The sequence below is a fragment of the Pseudomonas sp. WS 5532 genome, assembly GCF_012985445.1.
GTDB classification, from domain to species: domain Bacteria; phylum Pseudomonadota; class Gammaproteobacteria; order Pseudomonadales; family Pseudomonadaceae; genus Aquipseudomonas; species Aquipseudomonas edaphica.
The window spans coordinates 69,776-95,559 of record NZ_JAAQWK010000018.1; the positions used below are offsets into that span (position 1 = coordinate 69,776).

Annotated in this window: 30 protein-coding genes; 18 read left to right on the forward strand and 12 right to left on the reverse strand. The window is 60.0% G+C overall.

Going from position 1 to position 25,784, the window contains the following annotated elements; all coding sequences use genetic code 11:
• The first annotated feature begins 187 nt into the window (after window positions 1-187).
• The 3 genes from HBO23_RS25460 to HBO23_RS25470 all read left to right on the forward strand — a co-directional run bounded on the left by HBO23_RS25460 (window position 188) and on the right by HBO23_RS25470 (window position 2,087).
• Window positions 188-1,177 carry a 2-hydroxyacid dehydrogenase gene (locus HBO23_RS25460; protein ID WP_017136571.1) on the forward strand — a complete coding sequence of 330 codons (990 nt, stop codon included), beginning with the start codon at window positions 188-190 and terminating at the stop codon, window positions 1,175-1,177.
• A gap of 71 nt (window positions 1,178-1,248) precedes the next feature.
• Complete coding sequence (locus HBO23_RS25465; protein WP_017136572.1) at window positions 1,249-1,689, forward strand: hypothetical protein; 441 nt, start codon at window positions 1,249-1,251, stop codon at window positions 1,687-1,689.
• Window positions 1,686-2,087, forward strand: a complete 402-nt coding sequence (locus HBO23_RS25470; RefSeq protein ID WP_017136573.1) for an META domain-containing protein — start codon at window positions 1,686-1,688, stop codon at window positions 2,085-2,087. The genes HBO23_RS25465 and HBO23_RS25470 overlap by 4 nt, the downstream gene beginning before the upstream one ends.
• A gap of 115 nt (window positions 2,088-2,202) precedes the next feature.
• Here HBO23_RS25470 and HBO23_RS25475 read toward each other — a convergent pair whose 3' ends face one another.
• On the reverse strand, window positions 2,203-2,664 hold the full coding sequence (locus HBO23_RS25475; RefSeq protein ID WP_017136574.1) for a TlpA disulfide reductase family protein: 462 nt from the start codon (window positions 2,662-2,664) through the stop codon (window positions 2,203-2,205).
• Window positions 2,665-2,780: 116 nt separating this feature from the next.
• Between HBO23_RS25475 and arsC the strand changes: the two genes are divergently transcribed.
• The 3 genes from arsC to HBO23_RS25490 are packed head-to-tail and all read left to right on the forward strand — an operon-like array spanning window position 2,781 to window position 4,148.
• Window positions 2,781-3,134: an arsenate reductase (glutaredoxin) gene (gene arsC / locus HBO23_RS25480; RefSeq protein ID WP_170040208.1), complete on the forward strand. Its 354-nt coding sequence runs from the start codon at window positions 2,781-2,783 to the stop codon at window positions 3,132-3,134.
• On the forward strand, window positions 3,131-3,745 hold the full coding sequence (wrbA, locus tag HBO23_RS25485) for an NAD(P)H:quinone oxidoreductase (protein WP_170040210.1): 615 nt from the start codon (window positions 3,131-3,133) through the stop codon (window positions 3,743-3,745). The genes arsC and wrbA overlap by 4 nt, the downstream gene beginning before the upstream one ends.
• Entirely contained in the window at window positions 3,729-4,148 is a 420-nt protein-coding gene (locus HBO23_RS25490) for a DUF2069 domain-containing protein (protein WP_138450912.1), read from the forward strand. Before wrbA ends, HBO23_RS25490 begins: the two co-directional genes overlap by 17 nt.
• A 103-nt stretch (window positions 4,149-4,251) precedes the next feature.
• On the opposite strand, the gene HBO23_RS25495 is transcribed toward HBO23_RS25490, so the two are convergent.
• Together HBO23_RS25495 and ttcA are read right to left on the reverse strand one after the other, a co-directional pair.
• On the reverse strand, window positions 4,252-4,923 hold the full coding sequence (locus tag HBO23_RS25495; protein WP_099548017.1) for a DNA-3-methyladenine glycosylase I: 672 nt from the start codon (window positions 4,921-4,923) through the stop codon (window positions 4,252-4,254).
• 67 nt (window positions 4,924-4,990) lie between these two features.
• Entirely contained in the window at window positions 4,991-5,815 is an 825-nt protein-coding gene (gene ttcA, locus HBO23_RS25500) for a tRNA 2-thiocytidine(32) synthetase TtcA (protein ID WP_017136579.1), read from the reverse strand.
• Window positions 5,816-6,203: 388 nt separating this feature from the next.
• Here ttcA and HBO23_RS25505 point away from each other — a divergent pair, with 388 nt between their 5' ends.
• Window positions 6,204-6,806, forward strand: a complete 603-nt coding sequence (locus tag HBO23_RS25505) for a Yip1 family protein (RefSeq protein ID WP_099548019.1) — start codon at window positions 6,204-6,206, stop codon at window positions 6,804-6,806.
• Window positions 6,807-6,933: 127 nt separating this feature from the next.
• On the forward strand, window positions 6,934-7,428 hold the full coding sequence (locus HBO23_RS25510; RefSeq protein WP_138450916.1) for a SprT family zinc-dependent metalloprotease: 495 nt from the start codon (window positions 6,934-6,936) through the stop codon (window positions 7,426-7,428).
• Window positions 7,429-7,639: 211 nt separating this feature from the next.
• Here the strand turns inward: HBO23_RS25510 and HBO23_RS25515 are convergent, their stop codons facing one another.
• Complete coding sequence (locus HBO23_RS25515; protein WP_170040212.1) at window positions 7,640-8,815, reverse strand: CaiB/BaiF CoA-transferase family protein; 1,176 nt, start codon at window positions 8,813-8,815, stop codon at window positions 7,640-7,642.
• A 157-nt stretch (window positions 8,816-8,972) separates the two neighbouring features.
• Between HBO23_RS25515 and tusD the strand changes: the two genes are divergently transcribed.
• From tusD to HBO23_RS25545, 6 genes are all read left to right on the forward strand, one after another.
• Window positions 8,973-9,365 carry a sulfurtransferase complex subunit TusD gene (gene tusD, locus HBO23_RS25520; RefSeq protein ID WP_138453903.1) on the forward strand — a complete coding sequence of 131 codons (393 nt, stop codon included), beginning with the start codon at window positions 8,973-8,975 and terminating at the stop codon, window positions 9,363-9,365.
• 1 nt (window position 9,366) lies between these two features.
• Entirely contained in the window at window positions 9,367-9,717 is a 351-nt protein-coding gene (tusC, locus tag HBO23_RS25525; protein WP_099548021.1) for a sulfurtransferase complex subunit TusC, read from the forward strand.
• Window positions 9,717-9,995 (forward strand): sulfurtransferase complex subunit TusB, encoded by a 279-nt coding sequence (gene tusB, locus HBO23_RS25530; protein ID WP_065931003.1) that lies wholly within the window; start codon window positions 9,717-9,719, stop codon window positions 9,993-9,995. Before tusC ends, tusB begins: the two co-directional genes overlap by 1 nt.
• Complete coding sequence (locus tag HBO23_RS25535; protein ID WP_170040214.1) at window positions 9,992-10,327, forward strand: TusE/DsrC/DsvC family sulfur relay protein; 336 nt, start codon at window positions 9,992-9,994, stop codon at window positions 10,325-10,327. The genes tusB and HBO23_RS25535 overlap by 4 nt, the downstream gene beginning before the upstream one ends.
• On the forward strand, window positions 10,324-11,325 hold the full coding sequence (locus tag HBO23_RS25540; protein WP_170040216.1) for a glycosyl transferase family protein: 1,002 nt from the start codon (window positions 10,324-10,326) through the stop codon (window positions 11,323-11,325). The genes HBO23_RS25535 and HBO23_RS25540 overlap by 4 nt, the downstream gene beginning before the upstream one ends.
• Before the next feature lie 88 nt (window positions 11,326-11,413).
• Window positions 11,414-12,409: a glutathione S-transferase family protein gene (locus HBO23_RS25545; RefSeq protein WP_170040218.1), complete on the forward strand. Its 996-nt coding sequence runs from the start codon at window positions 11,414-11,416 to the stop codon at window positions 12,407-12,409.
• A gap of 167 nt (window positions 12,410-12,576) precedes the next feature.
• Here the strand turns inward: HBO23_RS25545 and cysG are convergent, their stop codons facing one another.
• Genes cysG through HBO23_RS25575 form a run of 6 tightly spaced genes read right to left on the reverse strand, consistent with a single transcriptional unit; the run spans window position 12,577 to window position 20,076 of the window.
• The gene (gene cysG, locus HBO23_RS25550) at window positions 12,577-13,971 is read right to left on the reverse strand and encodes a siroheme synthase CysG (protein WP_017137497.1); all 1,395 of its coding nucleotides are present in this window, start codon (window positions 13,969-13,971) and stop codon (window positions 12,577-12,579) included.
• Entirely contained in the window at window positions 13,972-15,252 is a 1,281-nt protein-coding gene (gene serS, locus HBO23_RS25555) for a serine--tRNA ligase (protein ID WP_017137498.1), read from the reverse strand. It abuts the gene before it with no gap.
• 16 nt (window positions 15,253-15,268) lie between these two features.
• On the reverse strand, window positions 15,269-15,643 hold the full coding sequence (crcB, locus tag HBO23_RS25560; RefSeq protein WP_017137499.1) for a fluoride efflux transporter CrcB: 375 nt from the start codon (window positions 15,641-15,643) through the stop codon (window positions 15,269-15,271).
• Window positions 15,643-16,965 (reverse strand): replication-associated recombination protein A, encoded by a 1,323-nt coding sequence (locus HBO23_RS25565; RefSeq protein ID WP_017137500.1) that lies wholly within the window; start codon window positions 16,963-16,965, stop codon window positions 15,643-15,645. Before HBO23_RS25565 ends, crcB begins: the two co-directional genes overlap by 1 nt.
• Before the next feature lie 27 nt (window positions 16,966-16,992).
• Entirely contained in the window at window positions 16,993-17,616 is a 624-nt protein-coding gene (gene lolA / locus HBO23_RS25570) for an outer membrane lipoprotein chaperone LolA (RefSeq protein WP_017137501.1), read from the reverse strand.
• Window positions 17,617-17,670: 54 nt separating this feature from the next.
• Window positions 17,671-20,076: a DNA translocase FtsK gene (locus HBO23_RS25575; protein WP_069788233.1), complete on the reverse strand. Its 2,406-nt coding sequence runs from the start codon at window positions 20,074-20,076 to the stop codon at window positions 17,671-17,673.
• 494 nt (window positions 20,077-20,570) lie between these two features.
• Here HBO23_RS25575 and aat point away from each other — a divergent pair, with 494 nt between their 5' ends.
• The 3 genes from aat (at window position 20,571) to infA (ending at window position 22,334) form a co-directional block, all read left to right on the forward strand.
• A complete protein-coding gene (gene aat / locus HBO23_RS25580) occupies window positions 20,571-21,251 on the forward strand; it encodes a leucyl/phenylalanyl-tRNA--protein transferase (protein WP_017137503.1) in 681 nt (226 codons plus the stop codon).
• Between the two features lie 56 nt (window positions 21,252-21,307).
• A complete protein-coding gene (locus HBO23_RS25585) occupies window positions 21,308-22,015 on the forward strand; it encodes an arginyltransferase (RefSeq protein WP_017137504.1) in 708 nt (235 codons plus the stop codon).
• Between the two features lie 100 nt (window positions 22,016-22,115).
• Window positions 22,116-22,334, forward strand: a complete 219-nt coding sequence (gene infA / locus HBO23_RS25590; protein ID WP_002553999.1) for a translation initiation factor IF-1 — start codon at window positions 22,116-22,118, stop codon at window positions 22,332-22,334.
• 236 nt (window positions 22,335-22,570) lie between these two features.
• Here the strand turns inward: infA and clpA are convergent, their stop codons facing one another.
• Both clpA and clpS read right to left on the reverse strand, forming a co-directional pair.
• Window positions 22,571-24,841: an ATP-dependent Clp protease ATP-binding subunit ClpA gene (gene clpA / locus HBO23_RS25595; RefSeq protein ID WP_053256828.1), complete on the reverse strand. Its 2,271-nt coding sequence runs from the start codon at window positions 24,839-24,841 to the stop codon at window positions 22,571-22,573.
• A gap of 29 nt (window positions 24,842-24,870) precedes the next feature.
• Window positions 24,871-25,239, reverse strand: coding sequence for an ATP-dependent Clp protease adapter ClpS (gene clpS / locus HBO23_RS25600; RefSeq protein WP_005789091.1), 369 nt, complete (start codon window positions 25,237-25,239; stop codon window positions 24,871-24,873).
• 225 nt (window positions 25,240-25,464) lie between these two features.
• Between clpS and HBO23_RS25605 the strand changes: the two genes are divergently transcribed.
• A complete protein-coding gene (locus HBO23_RS25605; protein ID WP_099548040.1) occupies window positions 25,465-25,776 on the forward strand; it encodes a cold shock domain-containing protein in 312 nt (103 codons plus the stop codon).
• Window positions 25,777-25,784 lie beyond the last annotated feature (8 nt).

The window sequence follows — 25,784 nt, forward strand, 5'->3', positions numbered from 1 at the left end:
AGCTGGCTTGTGTGGGAGCTGGCTTGTGTGGGAGCTGGCTTGTGTGGGAGCTGGCTTGCCTGCGATAGCATCAACGCGGTGAACAGCCAGACCCAGTTGCCCGCATCGCAGGCAAGCCAGCTCCCACAAAAAGCCCGGTGCCCACATCGGCCTACCTAAAACTCAGTGATTGCAGGGAGCATTTTTAATGCGCGTCATTCTTTTCAGCAGCCAGACCTACGACCGCGACAGCTTTCTCGGCGAGCCGCTGCCGGCAGGTGTAGAGCTGCAATTCCAACCGGCCCGCCTGAACCTCGACACCGTGGCCCTGGCCGAACACCACGAAGTGGTCTGCGCCTTTATCAACGATGACCTCAGCGCACCGGTGCTGGAACACCTGGCCGCCGGCGGCACGCGCCTGATTGCCCTGCGCTCGGCCGGTTACAACCATGTCGACCTGGCCGCCGCCCAGCGCCTGGGCCTGAGTATCGTGCGCGTACCGGCCTACTCGCCCCACGCGGTGGCAGAGCATGCGGTTGCGCTGATCCTGGCCCTCAACCGCCGCTTGCACCGCGCCTATAACCGCACCCGCGATGGCGATTTCAGCCTGCACGGGCTCACCGGGTTCGATTTGGTCGGCAAAACCGTCGGCGTGGTCGGCACCGGGCAGATCGGCGCCACCTTTGCCAAGATCATGGCCGGGTTCGGCTGCCAGTTACTCGCCTACGACCCATTCCCCAATCCGCAGGTCCAGGCCCTTGGCGCCCGCTATGTAAACCTGCCAGAGCTATTGGCCCAGGCACAGATCATCAGCCTGCACTGCCCACTGACCGCCGACAGCAAACACCTGATCAACGCACGTTCCCTGGCACAGATGCAGCCTGGCGCCATGCTGATCAACACCGGACGCGGTGGCCTGGTGGACACGCCAGCCTTGATCGAGGCCCTCAAGAACGGCCAACTCGGCTACCTGGGCCTGGATGTGTATGAGGAAGAGGCCCAGTTGTTTTTCGAGGATCGCTCCGACCTGCCGCTGCAGGACGACGTACTCGCACGCCTGCTGACCTTTCCCAACGTGATCATCACTGCCCACCAGGCATTCCTGACCCGTGAAGCCCTGGCGGCAATCGCAGCCACCACGCTGGCCAACATTGCCGCGTGGGCCGATGGCCAGCCGCAGAACCTTGTGCAAGGTTGATCAGCGGTCATATACCAGGCTCATGATAGGCCGGCACCCGTGATAGGATGCCGCGCCTATTTGGAGGATCCATGGCCGAACACGATTTCCGCTTCAGCTTGCTGAGCCCGCAACACACCCTGATCGAATGCCGCGCCCTGGTGCCGGGCCGTTACCAGGTCACCGGCAACGGTGGTTCGATCAAGCATGGCGACGTCTTGATCGTCACCCTGCGCGGCAGTAAAACCCTGTCGATGCGCCTGACCGTCGAAGGTGACGCGCGCTATTCCATTCGCCCGGCGGGCCAGTGGGTCGCCATGGCCCAGGGGCCGAAATTCGGCGAGCTGGAAATTCACACCTGGAAGGTCAACTGCGACAGCTGCGACAGCCTGCTGGAGTTTGAATTCGCCGTGGAAACCAAGCTGGCCAAAGAGCCGCTGCAACCGGCCGCCAATGCGCGCATCAAGGAACTGGGCTGGGCCAGCGAAGGCGACAAGCACCGCTGCCCGAAATGCCAGCAGGCTGCGCAATGAAAGGCGTGCTGCTCGCCGCCCTCGGTGTGGCCCTGACGGGCTGTGCCGGTGACGCGGTAAAGCTGCAGCAAGACCACAGCTACGTGGTGGAGTGGATTGGCGAACGGCCGTTGATGGATTACGCGCACCTGACCGTCACCCTCGGCGCCGATGGCCGCGCCTACGGCAATGGCGGCTGCAACCACTGGTTTGCGCCGTACACCGTCGAAGGCCGGACGCTCAGTTTCGGCAAGATCGGCAGCACCCGCAAACTCTGCGCCGAAGCCTTGATGGAGCAGGAGCACCGCTTCTTCCAGGCCCTGCAAGGTGTGCAGCGCTGGGATATCTCACCGATCGAGCAAACCCGGTTCTGGCCGGCTGAAGGCAAGCCGATTCGACTGTGGCTGGAAGAAGGCTGATCGACTTCCTTGTGATCTGGCTTTCTGTGGGAGCTGGCTTGCCTGCGATAGCATCACCGCGGTGTACCTGATACACCGCGCCAACCGCATCGCAGGCAAGCCAGCTCCCACAGATTTAACCACGCAGGGCTTTGAGCTTGGCCAACACGCCTTCTGCCGTCTGCTCACCCATCAGCTGTTCACGCACCTTGCCTTTGTCATCAATGATGTAAGTCACCGGCAGCGCCTCGCTGCGTGGAATATCGAAAATCTCTTCCGGGTTCTGCGCCAGCACCGTGAACTTGATCCCCAGCTTCTCGCTGGCGGCCTTGAGTTCTTCACCCTGTACGTTGTCGAAATTGACCCCGAACACGCCCACGTTCTGGCCTTTCAACTGTTCGGCCAAGGTATTCAGTTCCGGAATTTCCGTGCGGCACGGGCCACACCATTCGGCCCAGTAATTGACCACCACCCATTGTTTGTCCAGGCGTTCGGCCGCCACTTTCTTGCCATATTGGTCAACGCCGTAATCGTTACCGCAGCCGCTGAGCAGCAGGGTTGTGATGATCGCCAATGCACCGATCAGTCGCCTAGTCATGGGGAAATCCTTCGCAAAAAATGAACGTTGGCTGCGACCTATCGCCTCTTACGGTTTAAGGACGGGTCGCCGCGCAGGTAGAATACCCGCCACCTTACGCAAGATGCGACCCGCACATGACCGATCTGACGCTTTATCACAACCCGCGCTGCTCGAAATCGCGCGGTGCGCTTGAACTGCTCGAAGCCCGCGGCCTGACCCCGACCGTTGTGCGCTACCTCGAAACGCCGCTGGACGCCGCGCAACTCAAGGCCTTGCTCAGCAAACTGGGGATCAGCGCACGCCAACTGCTGCGCACCGGCGAAGACGAATACAAAACCCTCAACCTGGCCGACGCCAGCCTCAGCGAGGCGCAGTTGATTGCCGCGATTGCCGAGCACCCGAAGCTGATGGAACGCCCGATCCTGGCAACCGCCGAAAAAGCCATCATCGGCCGCCCACCGGAAAACGTGCTGGAGTTGCTGCCGTGACCGCGCCCTATGTACTGGTGCTGTATTACAGCCGCAATGGCTCGGTCAGCGAAATGGCTCGGCAGGTTGCCCGCGGCATCGAGCAAGGCGGCCTCGAAGCCCGCCTGCGTACCGTACCGGCGATTTCCACCGAGTGCGAAGCCGTGGCGCCGAGCATCCCGGACGAAGGCGCGTTGTATGCAAGCCTGGATGACCTGAAGAATTGCTCGGGCCTGGCCCTGGGCAGCCCGACGCGCTTTGGCAACATGGCCGCGCCGCTCAAGTACTTCCTCGATGGCACCAGCAACCTGTGGCTCACCGGCGCACTCGTCGGCAAGCCAGCCGGCGTGTTCACCTCCACCGCCAGCCTGCACGGCGGCCAGGAAACCACACTGATGTCGATGCTGCTGCCGCTGCTGCACCACGGCATGCTGATCACCGGCCTGCCCTACAGCGAACAAGCCTTGCTCGACACCCAGGGCGGCGGCACGCCATATGGCGCCAGCCACCATTCCGGGCCGGACGGCAAACGCATGCTCGATCAGCACGAAATCACCCTGTGCCGGGCACTCGGCCTGCGTCTTGCCACCACCGCCACGCTGCTGGAGAACGGCCGTGGCCAGAAAGCCTAAGGTCCTGCCGCCCCAGGCGTGGCTGGAACCACGGGTCAAGGTGGCACGCGTACTGAGCCTGGTGGCTTTTTTAGGGCTGGTGGGCTTGCTGTGCGTGTATTACCTGTTCATCGCCGACCTGCACGGTGCGCGCCCATGGGTGATCCTGCTGATCGAGCTGGTGCCGCTGCTGGTGCTGGCGCCGGGGATGCTGCTGGGCAGCGCGCGCGGGCATTCGTGGATGTGTTTTGTGGTGAACCTGTATTTCATCAAGGGCGCACTGGCGGCATATGACCCGAACCGGCAGTGGTTCGGGGTGCTGGAGATGCTGGCGAGTCTGGCGGTGTTTTGTTCCGCGCTGTTGTATGTGCGGTGGCGGCATCAGTTGAATCGGCGGTTGGCGGCAGATTTGCAGCCTGCCTGAAGACCGCTATCGCAGCGATGCGGCGACCCGACAAGCCAGCTCCCACACTTGGAATGCATTCCCCTGTGGGAGCTGGCTTGCCTGCGATCGGATCAACTCAGTCTCAATGATTCACCGTGTAAGCCAGCATCATCGACAGCTGGCACATCGGCCGCCCACTCTCGGCGTGCCATTGGTTAAACGCACCCTGCACCGTCGCCAAATCCCGCAGGCTGGTCGGCGCCTTGTCGACGATCTTCTGTGCATTCAAGGCCGCGACCACGTCATCACTCGGCACAAACGTGTCCTTGCCGACCATGCGCAAAAAGCGCGGCGCCGACAGCCCGCCCAACTGGTGGCCGTGCTTGCTCAGGTACTTCCACAAGCTGACGATATCAGTCACCGGCCAGTCGGCGATAAACGCGCCAAAGCTGCCTTTTTCCTGCTCAATGTCCAGCATCATCTGCGCATTGCGCGGCACACTCTTGAGCTTGCCCAGGTGGCGGATGATGCGCGTGTCCTGCATCAAGCGTTCCAGGTGCTCGGCGCCCATCAGCACGACTTTTTCCGGGTCAAAACCGAAGAATACCTGCTCGAACGCCGGCCATTTTGCATCCACCACGCTGTGCTTCAAGCCCGCGCGAAATACCCGCAGCGCCAGGGTCGACAGGTAGCGATCATCACTGATCTTGCGCAATTGCGCCGGGGTCTTGGGTACAGGCAGGTGGGCTTCCAGCTCGGCCGCTGAACCAAAGCGGTTCAGACAATATTCGTGCAGCCACTTGTAATCGCGCATGCCCTCTCCTGGCAGTTGAATTGAAAACGGCGCCCGTGAGCGCCGTCTTTCAGAGCATTGAAACGTCTTAGAGGTTCACCACATTGACGAAGCGCGAAGCGGCGGTCTCGTCAATTTTAAGGCTGGTGAAATCGAACAGGTTGCGGTCGGCCAGTTGCGACGGCTGCACATTCTGCAAGCTGCGGAAGATGCTTTCGGTGCGGCCTGGGGTTTTGCGCTCCCAGTCCACCAGCATCTCCTTGACCACCTGGCGCTGCAGGTTTTCCTGAGAGCCGCACAGGTTGCACGGGATGATCGGGAATTGCTTGAAGTCGGAGTAGGCCTGGATGTCTTTCTCGTTGCAATACGCCAGCGGGCGGATCACCACGTTGCGCCCGTCATCGGCACGCAGCTTGGGCGGCATGGCCTTGAGCGAGCCGTTGAAGAACATATTGAGGAAGAAGGTCTCAACGATGTCATCACGGTGATGCCCCAGGGCCATCTTGGTCGCGCCGATCTCATCGGCAAAGGTGTAGAGCGTGCCACGGCGCAGGCGTGAGCACAGCGAGCAGGTAGTTTTGCCCTCTGGGATCAGCTCCTTGACCACCGAGTAGGTGTCTTTTTCGACAATGTGGTACTCGACGCCCAGGTCTTTCAAGTAGGCCGGCAGCACGTGTTCGGGGAAGCCCGGTTGTTTCTGGTCCATGTTGACGGCGACGATCTCGAACTGGATCGGCGCGACCTTTTGCAGGTGCAGCAGCACGTCGAGCAGGGTGTAGCTGTCTTTGCCGCCGGAGAGGCAGACCATGACCTTGTCGCCGTCCTCGATCATGTTGAAATCGGCGACCGCTTCCCCGGCCAGGCGACGCAGGCGTTTTTGCAGTTTGTTCTGGTTGACCGTAAGAGTGCCCATGGCGCTTGGATCCGCTAGAGGTGTGTGACGAAAAGCGCAGCATTTTACGCAAAAATACTTCAATGGGCGACGCCGATCCAATGTGGGAGCTGGCTTGCCTGCGATGGCGGTGTGTCAGCAACTAATACATCACTGATCCACCGCTATCGCAGCGATGCGGCGACCCGACAAGCCAGCTCCCACAGTAGAACCCGTTATCCCTGACAGACCTCACCGCGATTAGCGCCCATGTTTACAGCGCAATTTGCTCTAAAGCCCTACAGTTTTTCCGGTCATCACTTCCTATACTGCGACGTAAGGTCGCACAACTATCCAGGACCTTATGTGGCCATTTGGCCCGTGGGCGCTCCGATGGGGGGCGATGGTAATAACGACAGGAGTGACTGGCATGATCCATCACGTCGTGGGGCTGTTTACCCATCCCGACCAGGAATGGCGGGAAATTCGTGGCGATAAGGAAGAAAGTATCGGCCACATGTACCTCACTCACACTTTGATTCTCGCGGCGATCCCCGCCGTATCGGCCTTTATCGGCACCACCCGGGTCGGCTGGGTGATCGGCAGCCGCGCCCCGGTCATGTTGACCCAGGAAAGTGCGTTGTGGATGACCCTCATGTCCTACGCGGCGATGCTCGGCGGCGTGGCGGTGATGGGCGCATTCATCCATTGGATGGCCCGCACCTACGACGCCAGCCCCAGCATGGCGCGCTGCGTAGCGTTTGCCACCTACACCGCGACCCCGCTGTTTATCGGCGGGCTGGCGGCGCTCTATCCGCATATGTGGCTGGGCATGGTCGTGGGCACGGCGGCTATCTGTTACACGGTGTACTTGCTGTATGTGGGGCTGCCGACGTTTATGAACATCGACCCGGACGAGGGCTTTCTGTTTTCCAGCTCGGTTTTGGCCGTGGGCCTGGTGGTACTGGTGGCAATCATGGCGTTTACCGTGATCGTCTGGGGGCTGGGCGTAGGCCCGATCTACACCAACTAAGCGGATCAACCGCAGGCAAAGCCACCGCAAGGTGGCTTTGTGCGTCATGCATGACCATTCGGCGCCTGACAGATTCGGAAACACCTGCTTTTGCGGCATACTGGACGTCTCTGGAGATATGGTCAGCATGCCCGAGCAACTCAATACCCGCGTCGAAGATTGTTTCCTACAAGCCGAATCCTTTTTTAAACGAAGCTTCAAACGCCCCCAGGTCAGCCTCAAGCTGCGGGGCCAGAAGGCCGGTGTCGCGCATTTGCACGAGAACCTGCTGCGCTTCAACCCACAGTTGTACCGCGAAAACAGCCAGCACTTCCTCAAACAGACCGTGGCCCATGAGGTGGCGCATCTGATCGCCCACCAATTGTTTGGCGAGCGCATCCAGCCCCATGGCGAGGAATGGCAACTGATCATGCGCGGGGTTTACGAACTGCCGCCGGATCGTTGCCACACTTATGCGATCAAGCGCCGCCAAGTGACCCGGTATATCTACCGTTGCCCGTGTGCCGACAGCGATTTCCCGTTTTCGGCCCAGCGGCATGGGCTGGTGAATCAGGGGCGGCGGTATTTGTGCAGGCGGTGTCGGCACACCTTGGTATTCACCGGGGAAACTCGGGTGGAGTAAGGGCCTCATCGCAGGCAAGCCAGCTCCCACTTTTGATTCGTGAACACAGTCAAATGTGGGAGCTGGCTTGCCTGCGATGAGCATAGGTATCTACACAACTTTTAAAGGCATCCAATTTCTCCTGTGGCGAGCAGGCTTGCCACAACAGCCCACTTGCGACAGACTTCTAATTGGTTGTGTAGATACCTATACTGCGATGAGGCCCGATCAGTCACCCAACAACCTTGGCCCGCCGCAACTCGTCTATCCGCTGAGCACTAAACCCCAACCCAGCCAGCACTTCATCACTGTGCGCCCCCACCGCCACGCCAATATGCCGAGGCTGCGGCAACCCCTCGGAAAACTTCAACGGGCAAGCCAGTTGCGCCTGGGTCGAGCCATCACCCCGTGGCACTTGGCTGACCAACTCCCGCGTCTGCAACTGGGGATGTGCCAGCGCTTCACTCAGGCTCAGCACCGGTTCGACACACGCATCCACCCCGGCGAACAACTCACACAGCTCGTCAAAGCTGCGCTTCTCAAACTCGACCTGTAACGCCAGCTTCAGGGCTTTTTGCTGCTCGGGTTTCAAGCTTTGCATGGCCAGCTCCGGCCTTCCCAACGTTTCGCACAATCGCCGCATAAACGCCGGCTCCAGGCTACCCACCGACATCCAGCGCCCATCACGCGTGCGGTAGTAATCGTAGAAGCTGCCGCCGTTGAGCACATGGCTCTCCCAATCCGGCTCGACCCCACAGGCCAGGTAGCCCGCACCGGCCATGGCATTCAGGCTGAACGAGCAGTCGGTCATGCTCACATCCAGGTATTGGCCGACGCCACTGTGCTGGCGGGCAATAACGGCGGCGAGCAACCCCACCACAGCGTGCAACGAACCACCGCCGACATCCGCCAATTGCACGCCCAGCGGCAACGGCCCGCTGTCCTGGCGGCCGGTGTAACTGGCCACGCCAGCCAACGCGAGGTAGTTGATATCGTGCCCGGCGCGGTCTTTATAAGGCCCGGTTTGACCGTAGCCGGTGATCGACACATAAATCAGCCGGGGGTTGAGCGCCTTCAGCGCCTCATAACCCAGGCCCAGACGCTCCATTACCCCAGGCCGGAATTGCTCAAGGACAATGTCATAGTCCTTGACCAGCTCACGCACGATCTGCAGCGCCTCGGCCTGCTTGAGGTCCAGTGCCAGGCTGCGCTTGTTGCGATTGAGGTATGCGTGGCTCGCCGAGGTGCCCTGGTCATGGGGCGGCAGCACGCGTAACAGGTCCATACGCGTGGGCGATTCAATACGCAGCACCTCGGCACCCATGTCCGCCAGCAACAAGGACGCGAACGGGCCAGGCAGCAAGGTGGAAAAATCCAGCACTTTGAGGGACGCCAAGGGACCTGACATAAAGACTCCATTTGGGTAGCGACTGCCCACAGCCTAGGCAGCCTTGCGCCTGGCGGCAATCGTCAGAACGATCAGCGACAGTGACCGTTTTGATCACGGCGGGCTTTTTCGCGGCGGCGGCTTTATCATTGGCTCAGGTTTGCTTGCAGAGTGTTCCATGAAGTTTGCGATTGCAGTATTTTCCGCCGCCCATGCGCCCTCCTCGCGCCGCGCCTTGCTGTTCGCCCAGGCAGCGCTTGCCGGTGGGCATGAGATTGTGCGGCTGTTTTTTTATCAGGACGGCGTGTACAGCGCTGCCAATAACATCGTTGCGCCCCAGGATGAGCAGGACATTGCCCGCAAGTGGCGTGAGTTTGTCAGCCTGCATCAGCTCGACGGCGTGGTGTGCATCGCCGCCGCCTTGCGCCGTGGCGTACTCAATACTGAGGAAGCCACGCGTTATCAACGCAGCGCGGTGAACCTCGACGCGCCGTGGGCGTTGTCGGGCCTGGGGCAGTTGCATGACGCCATCCAGGCTGCCGACCGCCTGATCTGTTTTGGAGGGCCGTGAGATGGCCAAGTCTTTATTGGTGATCAGCCGCCAGGCACCGTGGTCCGGGCCAAGTGCGCGCGAGGCGCTGGATATCGTATTGGCCGGTGGCGCTTTTGACCTGCCGATCGGCCTGCTGTTTATGGACGATGGCGTGTTCCAGCTGGCAACCCATCAGGATGCCAAGGCCGTGCAGCAAAAAGACCTCAGCGCCAACCTGCAGGCGTTGGGCCTGTTCGGCATTGATGAGGTGTTTGCTTGCAGCCACAGCCTTGCCGAACGCAGCCTCGCAACACCTGCCAGCGCGCAGGCGCTGGACAGCGCCGCGATCGCCGAATTGATTGACCGTTATGACCAGGTGATGACCCTCTGATGTCGACTTTGCATGTGGTATCTCACTCCCCGTTTACCGATAGCCGCCTGGCCAGTTGCCTGCGCGTGTGCGGCGCCGAGGACGCCATCCTGCTGTGTGGCGATGGCGCTTACGGCCTGCACAACGCAGCCCTGCAAACCCGGGGCGTGAAGGTCTTTGTCCTGGCCGAAGACATGCAGGCACGCAACCTGCCCCTGCCGGACTGGGCCGACAGCGTCGACTACCCAGGTTTTGTGCAGCTGTCGATCGACTACGACAAGGTCAACACCTGGTTATGAACACCCTGACCGTAGGCGAACGCACGCTGGAACTGGACAAGGACGGCTACCTCGTCAACCTGGATGACTGGTCCATCGACGTGGCCAATGCCCTGGCCGCCGCTGAACCCCTGGAATTGACCGCCGAACATTGGGAAATCTTCGAACTGCTGCGCGGGTTTTACGCAGAATTTCAGCTGTCCCCGGCCACACGCCCGCTGATCAAGTACACCGCTTTAAAGCTCGGCACGGACAAGGGCAACAGCCTGCACCTCAACAAACTCTTCAATGGCACCCCCGCCAAACTTGCCGCCAAGCTGGCGGGCCTGCCCAGGCCGACGAATTGCTTATGACCGACTTTGCCCCGCTGACCCTTGAAACCCCCGCCGAGCACCCGTTTGCGCAGTTCGTGCGCATCCTGGGCAAAGGCAAGCGCGGCGCGCGCAACCTCACCCGTGAGGAAGCCCGCGAAGCCATGGGCATGTTGCTCGACGAAAAAGTCGAAGACGCCCAGCTCGGCGCCTTCCTGATGCTGCTGCGCCATAAGGAAGAAAGCCCGGAAGAGCTCGCCGGTTTCACCGAAGCCGTGCGCGAGCGCCTGAAGGCGCCGGCGCTGAATGTGGATGTCGATTGGCCGACCTACGCCGGTAAAAAACGTCATCTGCCGTGGTATCTGTTGGCGGCCAAGTGCCTGGCGCAAAACGGGGTGCGCATTCTGATGCACGGCGGTGGTGCCCATACGGCGGGCCGCTTGTACACCGAGCAATTGTTGCAAGGCCTGCAAATCCCGCTGTGTCGCAATTGGCAACAGGTCGAGACGGCGTTCGAGCAAGGCAACCTGGCGTTTATCCCGCTGGGTGACTGGGCGCCACAACTGCAACGCATGATCGATTTGCGTAACACCTTGGGCCTGCGCTCACCGATTCATTCCCTGGCGCGCCTGCTCAACCCGCTGAATGCACGTTGCGGCCTGCAAAGTATTTTCCACCCCGGTTACCAGGGCGTACACCGCGATGCCAGCGGCCTGCTGGGCGATAATGTGATTGTGGTGAAGGGAGATGGCGGCGAAGTCGAGATCAACCCGGACACCCTCAGCCATTTGTATGGCACCACCGGTGGCCAGAGCTGGGACGAAGAGTGGCCCGCCCTCTCCGCCCAGCGGCACGTCAAACCGGCCAGCCTGGAACCCGAGCATTTAAAAGCCTTGTGGCGCGGTGATGTCGAGGACAGTTACCCGCAACTCGCGCTGATCGCAACCATGGCCCTGGCCCTGCGCGGCCTCGGCCACGCTCGGGAACAGGCGTTCGAATTGGCCCAGCAATACTGGGATGCGCGGGACAAATCGATTTAATCGATGATTCCCGCCCGGTCTTTGCGCTTTTAGTTCGAACTCATCCCTTTAGACTGGGCTCCAACGCTTATTAGCCAAGGAGCCAGTCATGGGTTTGCTGATCGAAGGACACTGGAAAGACCAGTGGTACGAAAGTAGCGCAGACGGCGCGTTCCAGCGCGAGCAAGCGCAACGGCGCAATTGGGTGACAGCCGATGGCGAGCCCGGCCCCAGCGGCGACGGTGGTTTCAAAGCCGAGGCTGATCGCTATCACCTGTATGTTTCACTGGCCTGCCCGTGGGCCCATCGCACGCTGATCCTGCGCCAACTCAAGGGTTTGGAAAGCTTGATCGACGTGTCTGTGGTCAGTTGGCTGATGCTGGAAAATGGCTGGACCTTCGACAAGGCTCACGGCTCGACGGGCGATAAGCTCGACGGCTTCGACTTCATGCACCAGCGCTACACCGCAGACACCGCCGATTACACCGGGCGTGTCACCGTGCCAGTGCTGTGGGACAAGAAGCTCAAGCGCATCGTCAGCAATGAATCAGCGGAGATCATCCGCATGTTCAACAGCGCGTTTAACGGACTGACCGGCAATACTCTGGATTTCTACCCCGAAGCCCTGCGTTCGACGATCGATACGTTGAACGAGCGCATCTACCCCGCGGTGAACAATGGCGTATACCGCGCAGGGTTTGCCACCTCGCAGCAGGCGTATGAAAGCGCATTTGATGATGTGTTTACCGAGCTGGACTGCCTGGAACAGCACTTGGCTGAGCAGCGCTACCTGGCCGGTGAATACCTGACCGAAGCCGATGTGCGGCTGTTCACCACGCTGATTCGCTTTGATGCGGTGTATTACAGCCACTTCAAATGCAACCTGCGGCGGATTGCCGATTATCCGAACTTGTCGAACTGGCTAAGGGAGCTGTATCAATGGCCAGGCGTGGCCGAGACGGTGGATTTTGCGCATATCAAGGGGCATTACTATGCGAGCCATCGGACCATCAACCCGACCGGGATTGTGCCGAAGGGGCCGTTGCAGAGGTTTGATGCCGAGCATGATCGGGTGCGGTTGAGCGGTAAAGGTGTCTGGAACTGAAAACACCTTGTGGCGAGGGAGCTTGCTCCCGTTGGGCTGCGAAGCGGCCCCAATAAAAACACCGCGTTCTGCCAGGCAAAACGCGGTGTTTGGTTTTAGGGCCGCTTCGCAGCCCAACGGGAGCAAGCTCCCTCGCCACATTAAGATCACTCACCACAGCGGCGATGTCAGACCTGGGATTGCGCGCCTTCAAACCACTTGAGTTTCTCGCGCAACACCACCACCTCACCGACAATCACCAGTGTCGGCGCATGCACTTCATGCTCCGCCACCATGCGCGGCAAATCCGCCAATGTGCCAGTAAAGACACGCTGGTTGGACGTGGTGCCCTGCTGGATCAACGCCGCCGGGGTATCCGCCGCGCGCCCGTGCTTGATCAGTTGCTCGCAGATGATCGGCAAGCCGATCAGGCCCATGTAGAACACCAACGTTTGCGACGGCCCTACCAGGTCATGCCAGGGCAGGTCCGAGGTCCCGTTTTTTAAATGCCCGGTGATAAAGCGCACCGACTGCGCATAGTCACGGTGCGTCAGCGGAATCCCCGCATACGCCGCGCAACCGCTGGCTGCCGTGATCCCCGGCACCACCTGGAACGGGATGCCATGGGCCGCCAGTTCTTCGATCTCTTCGCCGCCACGGCCGAAGATGAACGGATCGCCACCTTTGAGTCGCAGCACACGCTTGCCCTGCTTGGCCAGGTCCACCAGTTGCTGGTTGATCTGGTCCTGCGGCACGGCATGGTCGGCGCGACGCTTGCCGACGTAGATACGCTCGGCGTCACGGCGGCACAGCTCAAGAATCGCCGGCGCTACCAGGCGGTCATACAGCACCACGTCGGCTTGCTGCATCAGGCGCAAGGCGCGGAAGGTCAGCAGGTCCGGATCACCTGGGCCTGCACCGACCAAATAGACTTCGCCCGGCGCGTACGGCGGCGCGCCGTTGACCTTTTCGATCAACAGACGCTCAGCTTCATCGCCCTGCCCGGCCAATTGACGGTCGGCGATCGGGCCTTGGAAAACCTCTTCCCAAAAGGCCCGACGCTGCTGCACATCCGGGTATAGACCTTTGACCTGGGCGCGAAAACGCGCCGCCAAACCGGCCAACTGGCCATAGGTCGACGGAATCCAGGTTTCCAGCTTGGCGCGGATCAAGCGCGCCAGCACTGGCGCATCGCCGCCGCTGGACACCGCAATCACCAACGGTGAACGGTCGACAATTGCCGGGAAGATCACGCTGCACAGGGCTGGCGCGTCCACCACATTGACCGGTACGCACCGGCGCTTGGCATCGCTGGACACTTGCGCGTTCAGCGGCTCGTCGTCCGTGGCCGCGATAATCAGAACGCAGCCGTCAAGGTCTGCCTCCTGATAACCGCGCAGAATCAGGTCCCCGCCACTGCCCAGCACCAGTTCTCGCAACTGGTCTTCGATCTGGGGAGCAACCACCCGCAGCAACGCACCGGCGTCGGCCAGCAGCCGGGATTTGCGCAAGGCAATCTCCCCGCCACCGACGACCAACACACGACTGCCGCGCAGGTTATGAAACAGCGGCAGAAATTCCATTTAGCCGATGACCTCAACGCCGCCCATGTACGGCTTGAGCACTTCCGGCACGCGGATGGAACCGTCGGCCTGCTGGTAGTTTTCCAGCACGGCCACCAGGGTACGGCCTACGGCCAGGCCCGAACCGTTGAGGGTGTGTACCAGTTCCGGCTTGCCGGTTTCCGGGTTGCGGAAACGCGCCTGCATGCGACGGGCCTGGAAATCACCGCAGTTGGAGCACGACGAAATTTCGCGGTACTTGTCCTGGCTCGGCACCCACACTTCGAGGTCGTAGGTTTTTACAGCGCTGAAACCCATGTCGCCGGTGCACAGCGCCAGTACGCGGTAAGGCAGCTCCAGCAGTTGCAGGACGCGCTCGGCGTTGGCGGTCAGGCCTTCCAGGGCTTCCATGGAGGTCGACGGTTCAACAACCTGCACCATTTCAACTTTGTCGAACTGGTGCTGGCGGATCATGCCGCGCGTGTCACGCCCCGAAGCGCCGGCTTCACTACGGAAACACGGGCTGTGGGCCACGAACTTGATCGGCAGCTGCTTGGCGTCGAGAATTTCGCCGGCGACGATGTTGGTCAGCGACACTTCGGCGGTCGGGATCAGGTACAGGTCGGCTTCGCCGTCGCGGCTGATCTTGAACAGATCCTCCTCGAACTTAGGCAATTGGCTGGTGCCCATCAGCGCCGGCGCCTGCACCAGATACGGCGTGTAGGCTTCTTCGTAGCCGTGTTCAGCGGTGTGCAGGTTGATCATGAACTGCGCCAGGGCACGGTGCATGCGCGCGATCGGGCCGCGCAGCAGAGCAAAGCGTGCGCCGGACATTTTGGCGGCCGTTTCGAAATCCAGGCCGCCGGTCAGTTCGCCCAACGCAACGTGATCCTTGATCTCGAAATCAAAGGCTTTTGGCGTGCCCCAACGGCGCACTTCGACGTTGCCGTCTTCGTCTTCACCAATGGGCACGGATTCGTGCGGAATATTCGGGATGCCCAGCAGGATCGAATCCAGCTCGGTCTGAATGCCTTCCAGCTCGACTTTGCCGTCGGACAGCTCGGTGCCCATGCGCTCGACGTCCGCCATCAACGGCGCGATGTCTTCGCCACGCTGCTTGGCCTGACCGATGGATTTGGAACGCGCATTACGCTCAGCCTGCAGTGCTTCGGTGCGGGTCTGGACGGTCTTGCGCTGTTCTTCCAGCGCTTCGATGCGCGCAACATCCAAGGCAAAGCCACGGGATGCCAGGCGGTCCGCTACGTCCTGAAGGTTGCTACGTAACAGTTTGGAATCGAGCATGTCGGTCTCTCGTTTATCAAAGTTTGGTCAAGGACAGGCCAGCCCAGGTGGCGAGCAGCCCGCCGAACACGCTGATGCCCAGGTAACCGAAAGCTACCAAAGCTTGCCCGCTTTCCAGCAGGCGCACCGTATCCAGTGAAAAGGATGAAAAGGTCGTAAGACCGCCTACAAAACCGACAATCAAGCCGGCGCGAACCTCAATCGGCACTTCGGGGCGCAACAGGAACCAGCCGTACAACAGGCCGATAATCAGGCAACCCACCAGGTTGACAGCCAGAGTGGCCGCATAAAAATGCTTCGGCCAATTGGCGCTGACCCAAGTGCCAGTGGCGAAACGCAATAATGTACCAGCGATGCCCGCGGCGGACACGGCAAGAATGGTCTTGAGCACTACTTTCTCCGCTGTTTTGGGCTGAGACGGTCGAGTTGGGCCAGGTGATTGAGCTTTTCACCGATTTTCAGCTCCAGGCCACGCGGCACCGGCTGATACAGCGGCAAGGGCTCAAGCTCATCGGGGAAGTAGTCTTCGCCGGCCGCGTAGGCGTCCGGCTCATCGTGGGCATAGCGGTATTCGTCGCCATAACCCAACTGTTTCATAAGCTTGGTCGGCGCATTGCGCAGGTGCATCGGCACCTCAAGAGAGCCGTATTCGGCAGCGGCGCGCAGGGCGGATTTGAAGCCCATGTACACCGCGTTGCTTTTTGGCGCGCAGGCCAGATAGGTGATGGCCTGGGCCACGGCCAACTCGCCTTCCGGGCTACCCAGGCGCTCCTGCACATCCCAGGCGGCCAGGCACAGGCTCAAGGCGCGCGGGTCGGCGTTGCCGATGTCTTCGCTGGCCATGCGTACCACGCGGCGCGCCAGGTACAGCGGGTCGCAGCCGCCGTCGATCATGCGTGCAAACCAGTACAACGCGCCGTCGGGGTTGGAGCCGCGCACAGACTTGTGCAGTGCCGAGATCTGATCGTAAAAGGCTTCGCCGCCCTTGTCGAAACGGCGGCGCGTGTCGCCGAGCAGGCTTTGCAACAGGTCGACGCCAATCTCGTGGCCGTCTTCGGCCAAATCCGAGGCATTCTCCAGCAGGTTCAGAAAGCGGCGACCATCACCATCGGCGGCGGCCAGCAGAATTTTGAAGCCTTCTTCGCTGACGCTCAGCTGGCGCTTGCCCAAGCCCTTGTCTTCGCTCAGAGCCCGATGCAGCAGCTTTTGCATCGCCGCTTCGTCCAGGCTCTTGAGCACATAGACACGCGCTCGCGAGAGCAAGGCATTGTTGAGTTCAAACGAAGGGTTTTCGGTGGTAGCGCCAATAAAGATTAACGTACCGTCTTCGACATACGGCAAAAACGCGTCTTGCTGCGACTTGTTGAAACGATGCACTTCGTCGACAAACAGGATGGTGCGCTTGCCGTATTGCCCAGCCTGTTGCTTGGCAACTTCTACCGCCTGGCGAATCTCTTTGACCCCGGCCAGTACCGCCGAAACCGTTTCGAAATGTGCATCCGAGACTTTCGCCAGCAGCCGCGCCAGGGTGGTTTTACCCACGCCCGGCGGCCCCCAGAAAATCATCGAGTGCAGCGCACCCTGCTCCAGGGCTTCACGCAAAGGCTTGCCGCGAGCGAGCAGGTGTTCCTGCCCGACGTACTCATCCAGGTTGGTCGAGCGCAAACGCGCCGCCAAAGGCTGAGCAATCGGGTCACTTCGAAACAAATCCATGGGCAGCGTTTGAAACCTCTAGACAGGTTATTCCTGGATCACGTCGGCACCCTTGGGGATGACGAACTTGAACTTGGATGCGTCCACTGGCTGGTTAGCCTTGACGCCGGAGAACAGGATATCGGTCCGCTGGCCCACGCTGTCGATCAGGCGCATGTTGTTGATCACGCCATTGCCGAACGACAGGTTCAGGCTGTCAAACAGCGTGTCCTTGGATTTAGGCTTGAGGGTGAACTCGATCACGTTGCTGGTTTGCTTGGAGGTGATATCGAAGCTGTCGTTGATCTTTGATACATCGCCCGACAGCAGCAGCGCCGGCGTCTGGTTCAAACGAGGGTCGAGCTTCTTGATGGTCGCCTGCTCCAGGTCCGGGTCCCACAGGGTGACCTTCTGGCCATCGGAAACAATCGTCTGCTCGGCCTTGCCTTCGGTGTGCCAGTAGAACAGACCAGGACGCTGTACGGCCATTTCGCCTTCGGTTTGCTGCAACTGGGTGCCGCCGGCATCCAGGGTCAACTGGGAGAAGCGTGCGGTCAGGGTCTTGGACTTGTCCAGCAGGTTAGTCAGGCTGGCCACCGAGGCCGGATCAGCGTGGGCCGAAACAGCAGTCAGGGCCAGTGCCGGCAACAACAGCATGCGGATAAAGCGCATGGGAATCCTCATTGAGTCGTCAAGGCGCGCTGCGTGTTGTCACGCAGCACGGAATCAGTCGCGCATCTGCCCGGGAGCGATGACTTCACGCGAACCGTTGGTGTTCATGGCGGTTACGACGCCAGCGTTTTCCATGGATTCGATCATGCGGGCGGCGCGGTTGTAACCGATTTTGAGCTTGCGCTGCACCGCAGAGATCGAAGCGCGACGGCTTTCGAGTACGAATGCCACGGCTTCGTCGTAGAGCGCGTCGGTTTCGGCATCGTCATCACCGCTGCTACCGCCGTCGAAGCCGCTGCCGGCCTCTTCGACGCCTGCGAGGATGTCGTCGTTGTATTCCGGCGCGCCGCGCAGCTTCCAGGCTTCCACCACGCGGTGAACTTCATCATCGGAGACGAAGGCGCCGTGAACCCGGATTGGCAGGCTGGTGCCCGGAGGCATATAGAGCATGTCACCGTGACCCAGCAGTTGTTCGGCGCCGCCCTGGTCGATGATAGTGCGCGAGTCGATCTTGCTGGAAACCTGGAACGCCATCCGCGTTGGAATGTTGGCCTTGATCAAGCCGGTGATCACATCCACCGACGGCCGCTGGGTGGCGAGGATCAAGTGAATACCGGCCGCACGGGCCTTTTGGGCGATACGCGCGATCAGTTCTTCCACCTTCTTGCCGACGATCATCATCATGTCGGCAAATTCATCGACCACCACCACGATGGTCGGCAGCTTGGTCAGCAGCGGCGCTTCGTCGTGAATGCTTTCGCGCTTGTACAGTGGGTCGGTCAGCGGTGTACCGGCGTCCTGGGCTTCCTTGACCTTGGCATTGAAGCCCGACAGGTTACGCACGCCCATCTTCGCCATCAGCTTGTAGCGACGCTCCATCTCGGCGACGCTCCAGCGCAAGGCGTTGGCGGCGTCCTTCATATCGGTCACCACCGGGCACAGCAGGTGCGGGATGCCTTCGTAGATCGACAATTCGAGCATCTTCGGGTCGATCATGATCAGCTTGGCGTCATCCGGGCCGGACTTGAACAGGATCGACAGAATCATCGCGTTCACGCCCACCGACTTACCGGAACCGGTGGTACCGGCCACCAGCAAGTGCGGCATTTTTGCCAGGTCGGTGATCACCGGCTTGCCGCCGATGTCGTGGCCGAGGGCCAGGGTGACCGGCGATTTGAAGTTGTCGTATTCCGGGGTCGAGAGCACTTCGGAGAAGCGCACGATCTGACGATCTTCGTTGGGAATCTCGATGCCGACGGTGGTCTTGCCGGGTATCACTTCCACCACACGCACACTGGTCACGGCCAGGGAACGGGCCAGGTCTTTGGCCAGGTTGGAGATACGGCTGACCTTGACGCCGGCTGCCGGCTGGATTTCGTAACGGGTAATCACCGGGCCTGGGTGGATCGAATCCACCGAGACTTCGACGCCGAATTCCTTGAGCTTGATTTCCAGCAGGTGGCCGACGGCCGCCAGGGATTCCGGAGAATAATTGAGTTGTTTCTTTTCGGCCGGGTCGAGAATCGAGATCGGCGGCAAGGTGCCCTCTACGGCGCTATCGACGAACAACGGCGCCTGCTTCTCTTTCTGCACACGATGGCTCGGCTCCGGCGCTTTGGGCGGTGCCGGGGCAATCACCGGCGGCACCTGCTTCTCGCGGTCCGACATGTGCTTGCTCAGGGCTTGCTCGCGCTCGATAAGGCGTTCCTTGACCTTGGCTTGCTCGCGGCGGTCCGGCGTACTCGGGGCCACCACTTCGTTAACGCGGGTGTCCACCTCACGCAGTTGCGCGACCATGCGTTTGCGATCGACCCGGGCCGACCACCAGCGGTTGGCGGCGCCCTGGAACAATTCGAGCAGGTCCAGGGTGATCTTGCCGGTCACGTCCATCACCTTGAACCACGACAGGTCGGTGAACACAGTGAGGCCGAACAGGAACAGCGCGATAAACATCAAGGTGCTGCCCTGGATATTCAGGGTCTTGCGCGCCAGGTCGCCGAGGCTTTCGCCCAACGCCCCGCCCGCGCCCGCCGGCAAGCCGGTAGGTGCATGAAAATGAATGTGCGCCAGCGCCGCGCCGGACAACACCAGGAACACCAGGCCGATCAGGCGCCAGGAGAACAGCCAGCCGCTCCACTGCCACGGTTCGTGACGCTGGCGGAAGATCTGCCAGGTCTTGATCGCCAGCAATAACGGGAAGATATACGCGAAGTAGCCCAGCACCATAAACAGGATATCGGCGCTGTAGGAACCGGCGGGGCCGCCGAAGTTCTGCACGTCTTCGATCTTGCTGTTGTGGCTCCAGCCCGGATCGTCCTTGCCATAGGTAAGCAAGGCCATCATCAGGAACAGGCACAGGGCGCCGATAGCGATCAGCGCGCCTTCCTTGAGTCGATAATGCAGGTGCTGGCGCCAGGCCGGCACGACTGCTGCTTTAGGTGTTGCGGCGGATTTCTTCAAAACGGGTCTATTCCTGCGCCTTTAGCGCGTCCATCTGTTGAATGACTGCACACTGCTCAATCCGAGCAGCTGAAAAATGAACGAATGTCGCTGAAACTACTTTTAACATTGGGTGATGAACAGGTGAAAGGGCGAAAACGCCACAATGCCCGCATTGTACGGGTTTGCGTCGACGATGCCACGTACTTGCCCTCACCCGGTGGCCTGCACAGATGATGTGTCATAGCCTGTTCAATTTGAGCACGCATTGTCTTTGCTGACAAAGGCTTATGCGCTGTTTTTATCAAAGCAGGCAAGCTTGGCAATTGGCCTGCATGGCCCAGACCCGATTACGACCGCGCCCAAAGGGTAGAGTTGCAGAAACACCTATTAACGCTATTGCGCGCGGATGCCCGATTCGGGCTGGCCCCACAGCGCCATGTCGACAATAATCATCCCACATGCGGCAGGCGTCATACCTGCCACTCCCCTCCCCTACCGAAAGCCTGGATACCATGCTGACCTGGTTGCAACGCGATTCCCTGACTTTCCCGCCGCTGGCCAAAGCCATGCGCGAACCCAATGGCTTGCTGGCCGCCGGTGGCGACCTGTCGGCCGAGCGACTGATCCAGGCCTACCGCCATGGCTGTTTCCCGTGGTTCTCCGACGGCCAGCCGATCCTCTGGTGGTCTCCAGACCCGCGCACGGTGATATTCCCCGACGAGCTGCACGTGTCACGCAGCCTCGGCAAACTGTTGCGTCAGCAGCGCTACAGCGTGACCTTTGATCAGGACTTCGCCGCCGTCATCCAGGCCTGCGCCGCGCCCCGCGCTTATGCAGACGGCACCTGGATCACCGAAGGTATCCAAAGCGCCTACCTGGAGCTGCACCGGCGCGGCTACGCGCATTCCGTCGAAGTATGGGATGAAGGCAAGCTGGTCGGCGGCCTGTATGGCCTGGCAATGGGCCAGTTATTTTTTGGCGAATCGATGTTCAGCCGCGCCGACAATGCCTCCAAGTTCGGCTTTGCCACGCTGACCCGCCAGTTGCAGGCCTGGGGTTTTGTACTGATCGACTGCCAGATGCCCAATGATCACCTGCACAGCCTCGGCGCCCGCGCCATACCGCGCAGTGAATTTGCCGGCTTCCTGCGTAACCATTTAGACCAGCCCAGCTCTGGCCCGTGGGTTTCCTAGGCGACTTCCTCGTACCTGGCTTACACTTATTTCAAAGCTTATCCCGAGGGTTGATCATGACCGAGCTGGCACGCTTGAAGTTCTATGCCACTCAAGCTCACTCTTGCAGCTATCTGCCTGACGAGCAGGCCACCACACTGTTCCTCGACCCCAGCCAGCCGATGGACGTGCATGTGTATGCCGACCTCTCAGAGATGGGTTTTCGGCGCAGCGGCGATCATCTGTACCGGCCCCATTGCCAGAACTGCAATGCGTGCGTGCCTGCACGCATCCCGGTTGCGCAGTTTTTGCCGGACCGCAACCAGAAACGCATCCTCAAACGTAACGCCGACCTGACGGTCACGGCCACCAAGCCGCAGTACAGCGAAGAATATTTCGATCTTTACCAACGCTACATCGAACAACGCCATGCGGACGGCGATATGTTCCCGCCCAGCCGCGATCAGTTTTCGACCTTCCTGGTGCGCGACCTGCCCTTCTCGCGCTTCTATGAGTTCCGCCTGGACGGCCGCCTGTTGGCGGTGGCCGTGACCGACCTGCTGCCCAACGGCCTGTCGGCGGTCTACACCTTCTACGAGCCGGCCGAAGAACGCCGCAGCCTTGGGCGCTTTGCGATTTTGTGGCAAATCGGTGAAGCCGCGCGCCTGGAACTGGAGGCGGTGTACCTCGGATACTGGATCAAGAACTGCAAAAAGATGAACTACAAGACCCAATATCGGCCTATTGAGCTACTGATTAATCAAAGATGGGTAACGCTTAACTAGAACCCCTTGGCTTAAACACCCTTTTTCGGGCACAATGCACGCCGCTTTTGCCTGGCGCAGTTGCACCGGGCCATTCACTGGATACCGAGGGCTTTACTGCATGTCGAAAGAAGACAGCTTCGAAATGGAAGGCACTGTCGTCGACACCCTGCCCAACACCATGTTTCGTGTGGAGTTGGAAAATGGGCACGTCGTAACCGCGCATATCTCCGGCAAGATGCGCAAGAACTACATTCGTATTCTTACCGGTGACAAAGTGCGCGTCGAGCTGACGCCCTATGACTTGAGCAAAGGGCGCATCACTTACCGCGCTCGTTAAGCAAGTCAATACAAAACGCCCGGTTATACCGGGCGTTTTTGTGTGTGCGCAATTTTGTTCAACACCACAAATCCCTGTGGGAGCTGGCTTGCCTGCGATGGCGGTCTATCAGGAAAATATTCTTCAGCTGACCCACCGCTATCGCAGGCAAGCCAGCCCCCACAGTAGATCTCCAGCGTATTCAAGACAGCAAAAAGGCGCCCTTGGGCGCCTTTTTACTGTGTTGCGATCAGCTATCAGGCCATTTCGGCGGTGGTTTCGAACTCGAAGGTCAGCTCGCCATCCTTCAGGTCGATGTGCACCACGCCACCATGGTCGGAAAGCTCGCCAAACAGGATCTCTTCGGCCAGTGGCCGCTTGATCTTGTCCTGGATCAGACGCGCCATTGGACGAGCGCCCATTGCCGAGTCGTAGCCACCCTGGGCCAGCCAGTTGCGCGCCGCGTCCGTTACGTCAAGCTGCACGCGCTTGTCTTCCAACTGCGCTTGAAGCTCGGTAAGGAACTTGTCCACCACGCTTTTGATGACCTCATGGCTGAGGCGACCAAACTGGATAATGGTGTCCAGACGGTTGCGGAACTCCGGCGTGAAGCTCTTCTTGATCACTTCCATCGCATCGGACGAGTGATCCTGATGCGTAAAGCCAATAGAGGCTCGCGCAGCAGTCTCGGCACCGGCGTTGGTGGTCATGATCACGATGACGTTGCGGAAGTCCGCCTTGCGCCCGTTGTTGTCGGTCAGGGTACCGTGGTCCATGACCTGCAGCAGCAGGTTGAAGACTTCCGGGTGAGCCTTCTCGATTTCATCGAGTAACAACACGCAGTGTGGCTGCTTGGTGATGGCTTCGGTCAGCAGGCCGCCCTGGTCGAACCCGACATAGCCCGGAGGCGCGCCGATCAGGCGCGACACGGTGTGGCGCTCCATGTATTCGGACATGTCGAAACGCACCAGCTCAATACCCATGGCCTTGGCCAATTGCCGCGCTGCTTCGGTCTTGCCGACGCCGGTCGGGCCTGCGAACAGGAACGATCCGACCGGTTTGTCCGGCGACTTGAGGCCTGCACGCGAGAGCTTGATTGCGGTGGACAGCGCGTCGATAGCGGCATCCTGGCCGAACACCGTGAGCTTGAGGTCGCGCTCCAGGTTACGCAGCAGTTCCTTGTCGGAACTGTTGACGTGCTTGGGTGGAATACGTGCGATCTTGGCCACGATGTCCTCGACTTGAGGCACGTCGATGCGCTTCACACGCTTCTCGACCGGCTGCAGGCGCTGGTAGGCACCCGCCTCGTCGATCACATCGATGGCCTTGTCCGGCATATGCCGGTCATTGATGTAGCGCGACGCCAGCTCAGCAGCAGCGCGCAGGGCTTCATCGGTGTACTCGATGCCGTGATGCGCCTCGAAGCGTCCCTTGAGGCCGCGCAGGATGCCGATGGTGTCTTCAACCGAAGGCTCGGAGACGTCGACCTTCTGGAAACGACGCGCCAGGGCACGGTCTTTTTCGAAAATCCCGCGAAATTCCTGGAACGTGGTCGAGCCAATGCAGCGGATATCACCCGACGACAACAACGGCTTGAGCAGGTTGGAGGCGTCCATCACCCCACCGGACGCCGCGCCGGCGCCAATGATGGTGTGGATTTCATCGATAAACAGAATCGCCTGCGGGCGTTTTTTCAGCTCGCCGAGCAGCGCCTTGAAGCGCTTCTCGAAATCGCCACGGTACTTGGTCCCGGCGAGCAATGCGCCAAGATCAAGGGAGTAGACGACGCTGTTGGCCAGCAGATCAGGCACCTGGTTATCAACGATGCGCTTGGCCAGGCCTTCGGCAATTGCGGTTTTACCCACGCCGGCCTCACCCACCAGCAACGGATTGTTCTTGCGACGACGCGCGAGGATCTGCGCTACACGCTCAACCTCAAGCTCACGCCCCACCAGCGGATCAATCCGCCCCTGGCGCGCCAGTTCGTTAAGGTTGCTGGCATAGGCATCCAGTGGATTGCCCGAAGAAGAAGACTCACCGCCCTCGTCGTCCTGCATATCCTGCTCACCCTCGGAATGATCGCCGTGCCCTGGCACTTTGGAGATACCGTGGGCGATGTAGTTGACGACATCAATACGGGCAACGCTCTGCTGCTTGAGCAGGAACACTGCCTGGCTTTCCTGTTCGCTGAAAATCGCCACAAGCACATTGGCGCCCGTGACCTCACGCTTACCGGAGCTCTGTACGTGGAAGACAGCACGCTGCAATACCCGCTGGAAGCCCAGGGTTGGCTGGGTCTCACGGTCCTCGTCATGCACGGGGATCAGTGGCGTGGTGGAGTCGATGAACTCCTGCAGGTCATGCTTGAGTTTGTCGAGGTTGGCGCCGCACGCACGCAGAACGGTGGCGGCAGCTTCGTTATCCAAAAGTGCCAGCAGCAGGTGCTCGACGGTCATGAACTCATGACGCTTCGAACGAGCCTCCTTGAAGGCAAGATTGAGGGTGACTTCGAGCTCGCGGTTTAACATAGCTTCACCTCATACCCAAGTGGTCGGCGTTAACCGTCCTTCTCGATTTCACAGAGTAGCGGATGCTGGCTTTCCCTGGCGTACTGGTTGACCTGCATGGCCTTTGTCTCGGCGATGTCACGGGTAAACACTCCACATACTGCCCGTCCTTCTGTGTGAACGGCCAGCATTACCTTGGTCGCCAGCTCGCGGTTCAGGTTAAAAAACACCTCGAGCACTTCGACGACGAAATCCATCGGTGTGTAGTCATCATTAAACAAAACCACCTTGTACATCGGCGGCGCCTGAAGAGCAGGCTTCGCCTCCTGGACAGCAATGCCTGCAGAACCGTCGTCATCGTGTTCCTGATCCGGGCGATCCTGATTGAATGTTAGTCGAATCTGGCTGTTTGCATGCATGGAAAGAAAGGTTCGTCAGTGGTTCAAATACAGTGGTGGGGGCGACCTGTCAGATTTTCAACTACTGACCGGTTGGTCGCCTTGACTATCGGCGAAACGGTGTTACAACCAATAGAACCCACAGTGGGTAAAAAAGGTCCGCGCAGTCAACCTTATTTATTCGGGTTAGGACGGATAAACTGGATGATACTCCAGTGATGGAGTCTGGTGCAGAGGGATATGGTTATGTCTGGCGTCAAGGTCAGTGGCAAGGTCAAATGGTTTAACAACGCCAAGGGATATGGGTTCATCAACGCAGATGGAAAATCCGGAGAAGACCTCTTCGCGCATTATTCAGCGATTACCATGGATGGGTACAAGACCCTAAAAGCGGGCCAGCCTGTGGAGTTTTTAATCATTCAAGGGCCGAAAGGGCTGCACGCCGTCGAAATTTGTGCAGCCTGCGCAGTTACATCGGGAACAATCCACGACGAAACGCACGAAACAAAGCCCAGGACAAGTCAGGCCACCCCATCAAAAAAGAAACAAACGGCCTGATAACGCCT

Excerpts from the sequence above, each read along its gene's own strand:
- lolA (WP_017137501.1), bottom strand. The coding sequence starts at position 17,616 with ATGCGCTTTATCCGCATGCTGTTGTTGCCGGCACTGGCCCTGACTGCT.
- HBO23_RS25505 (WP_099548019.1), top strand. The coding sequence starts at position 6,204 with ATGATCCATCACGTCGTGGGGCTGTTTACCCATCCCGACCAGGAATGG.
- HBO23_RS25510 (WP_138450916.1), top strand. The coding sequence starts at position 6,934 with ATGCCCGAGCAACTCAATACCCGCGTCGAAGATTGTTTCCTACAAGCC.
- HBO23_RS25475 (WP_017136574.1), bottom strand. The coding sequence starts at position 2,664 with ATGACTAGGCGACTGATCGGTGCATTGGCGATCATCACAACCCTGCTG.
- HBO23_RS25495 (WP_099548017.1), bottom strand. The coding sequence starts at position 4,923 with ATGCGCGATTACAAGTGGCTGCACGAATATTGTCTGAACCGCTTTGGT.
- HBO23_RS25515 (WP_170040212.1), bottom strand. The coding sequence starts at position 8,815 with ATGTCAGGTCCCTTGGCGTCCCTCAAAGTGCTGGATTTTTCCACCTTG.
- HBO23_RS25470 (WP_017136573.1), top strand. The coding sequence starts at position 1,686 with ATGAAAGGCGTGCTGCTCGCCGCCCTCGGTGTGGCCCTGACGGGCTGT.
- HBO23_RS25585 (WP_017137504.1), top strand. The coding sequence starts at position 21,308 with ATGACCGAGCTGGCACGCTTGAAGTTCTATGCCACTCAAGCTCACTCT.
- tusB (WP_065931003.1), top strand. The coding sequence starts at position 9,717 with ATGTCGACTTTGCATGTGGTATCTCACTCCCCGTTTACCGATAGCCGC.
- aat (WP_017137503.1), top strand. The coding sequence starts at position 20,571 with ATGCTGACCTGGTTGCAACGCGATTCCCTGACTTTCCCGCCGCTGGCC.
- tusD (WP_138453903.1), top strand. The coding sequence starts at position 8,973 with ATGAAGTTTGCGATTGCAGTATTTTCCGCCGCCCATGCGCCCTCCTCG.
- serS (WP_017137498.1), bottom strand. The coding sequence starts at position 15,252 with ATGCTCGATTCCAAACTGTTACGTAGCAACCTTCAGGACGTAGCGGAC.
- HBO23_RS25460 (WP_017136571.1), top strand. The coding sequence starts at position 188 with ATGCGCGTCATTCTTTTCAGCAGCCAGACCTACGACCGCGACAGCTTT.
- cysG (WP_017137497.1), bottom strand. The coding sequence starts at position 13,971 with ATGGAATTTCTGCCGCTGTTTCATAACCTGCGCGGCAGTCGTGTGTTG.
- HBO23_RS25545 (WP_170040218.1), top strand. The coding sequence starts at position 11,414 with ATGGGTTTGCTGATCGAAGGACACTGGAAAGACCAGTGGTACGAAAGT.
- HBO23_RS25535 (WP_170040214.1), top strand. The coding sequence starts at position 9,992 with ATGAACACCCTGACCGTAGGCGAACGCACGCTGGAACTGGACAAGGAC.
- clpS (WP_005789091.1), bottom strand. The coding sequence starts at position 25,239 with ATGCATGCAAACAGCCAGATTCGACTAACATTCAATCAGGATCGCCCG.
- HBO23_RS25465 (WP_017136572.1), top strand. The coding sequence starts at position 1,249 with ATGGCCGAACACGATTTCCGCTTCAGCTTGCTGAGCCCGCAACACACC.
- HBO23_RS25605 (WP_099548040.1), top strand. The coding sequence starts at position 25,465 with ATGTCTGGCGTCAAGGTCAGTGGCAAGGTCAAATGGTTTAACAACGCC.
- HBO23_RS25540 (WP_170040216.1), top strand. The coding sequence starts at position 10,324 with ATGACCGACTTTGCCCCGCTGACCCTTGAAACCCCCGCCGAGCACCCG.
- ttcA (WP_017136579.1), bottom strand. The coding sequence starts at position 5,815 with ATGGGCACTCTTACGGTCAACCAGAACAAACTGCAAAAACGCCTGCGT.
- arsC (WP_170040208.1), top strand. The coding sequence starts at position 2,781 with ATGACCGATCTGACGCTTTATCACAACCCGCGCTGCTCGAAATCGCGC.
- HBO23_RS25565 (WP_017137500.1), bottom strand. The coding sequence starts at position 16,965 with ATGGATTTGTTTCGAAGTGACCCGATTGCTCAGCCTTTGGCGGCGCGT.
- tusC (WP_099548021.1), top strand. The coding sequence starts at position 9,367 with ATGGCCAAGTCTTTATTGGTGATCAGCCGCCAGGCACCGTGGTCCGGG.
- clpA (WP_053256828.1), bottom strand. The coding sequence starts at position 24,841 with ATGTTAAACCGCGAGCTCGAAGTCACCCTCAATCTTGCCTTCAAGGAG.
- infA (WP_002553999.1), top strand. The coding sequence starts at position 22,116 with ATGTCGAAAGAAGACAGCTTCGAAATGGAAGGCACTGTCGTCGACACC.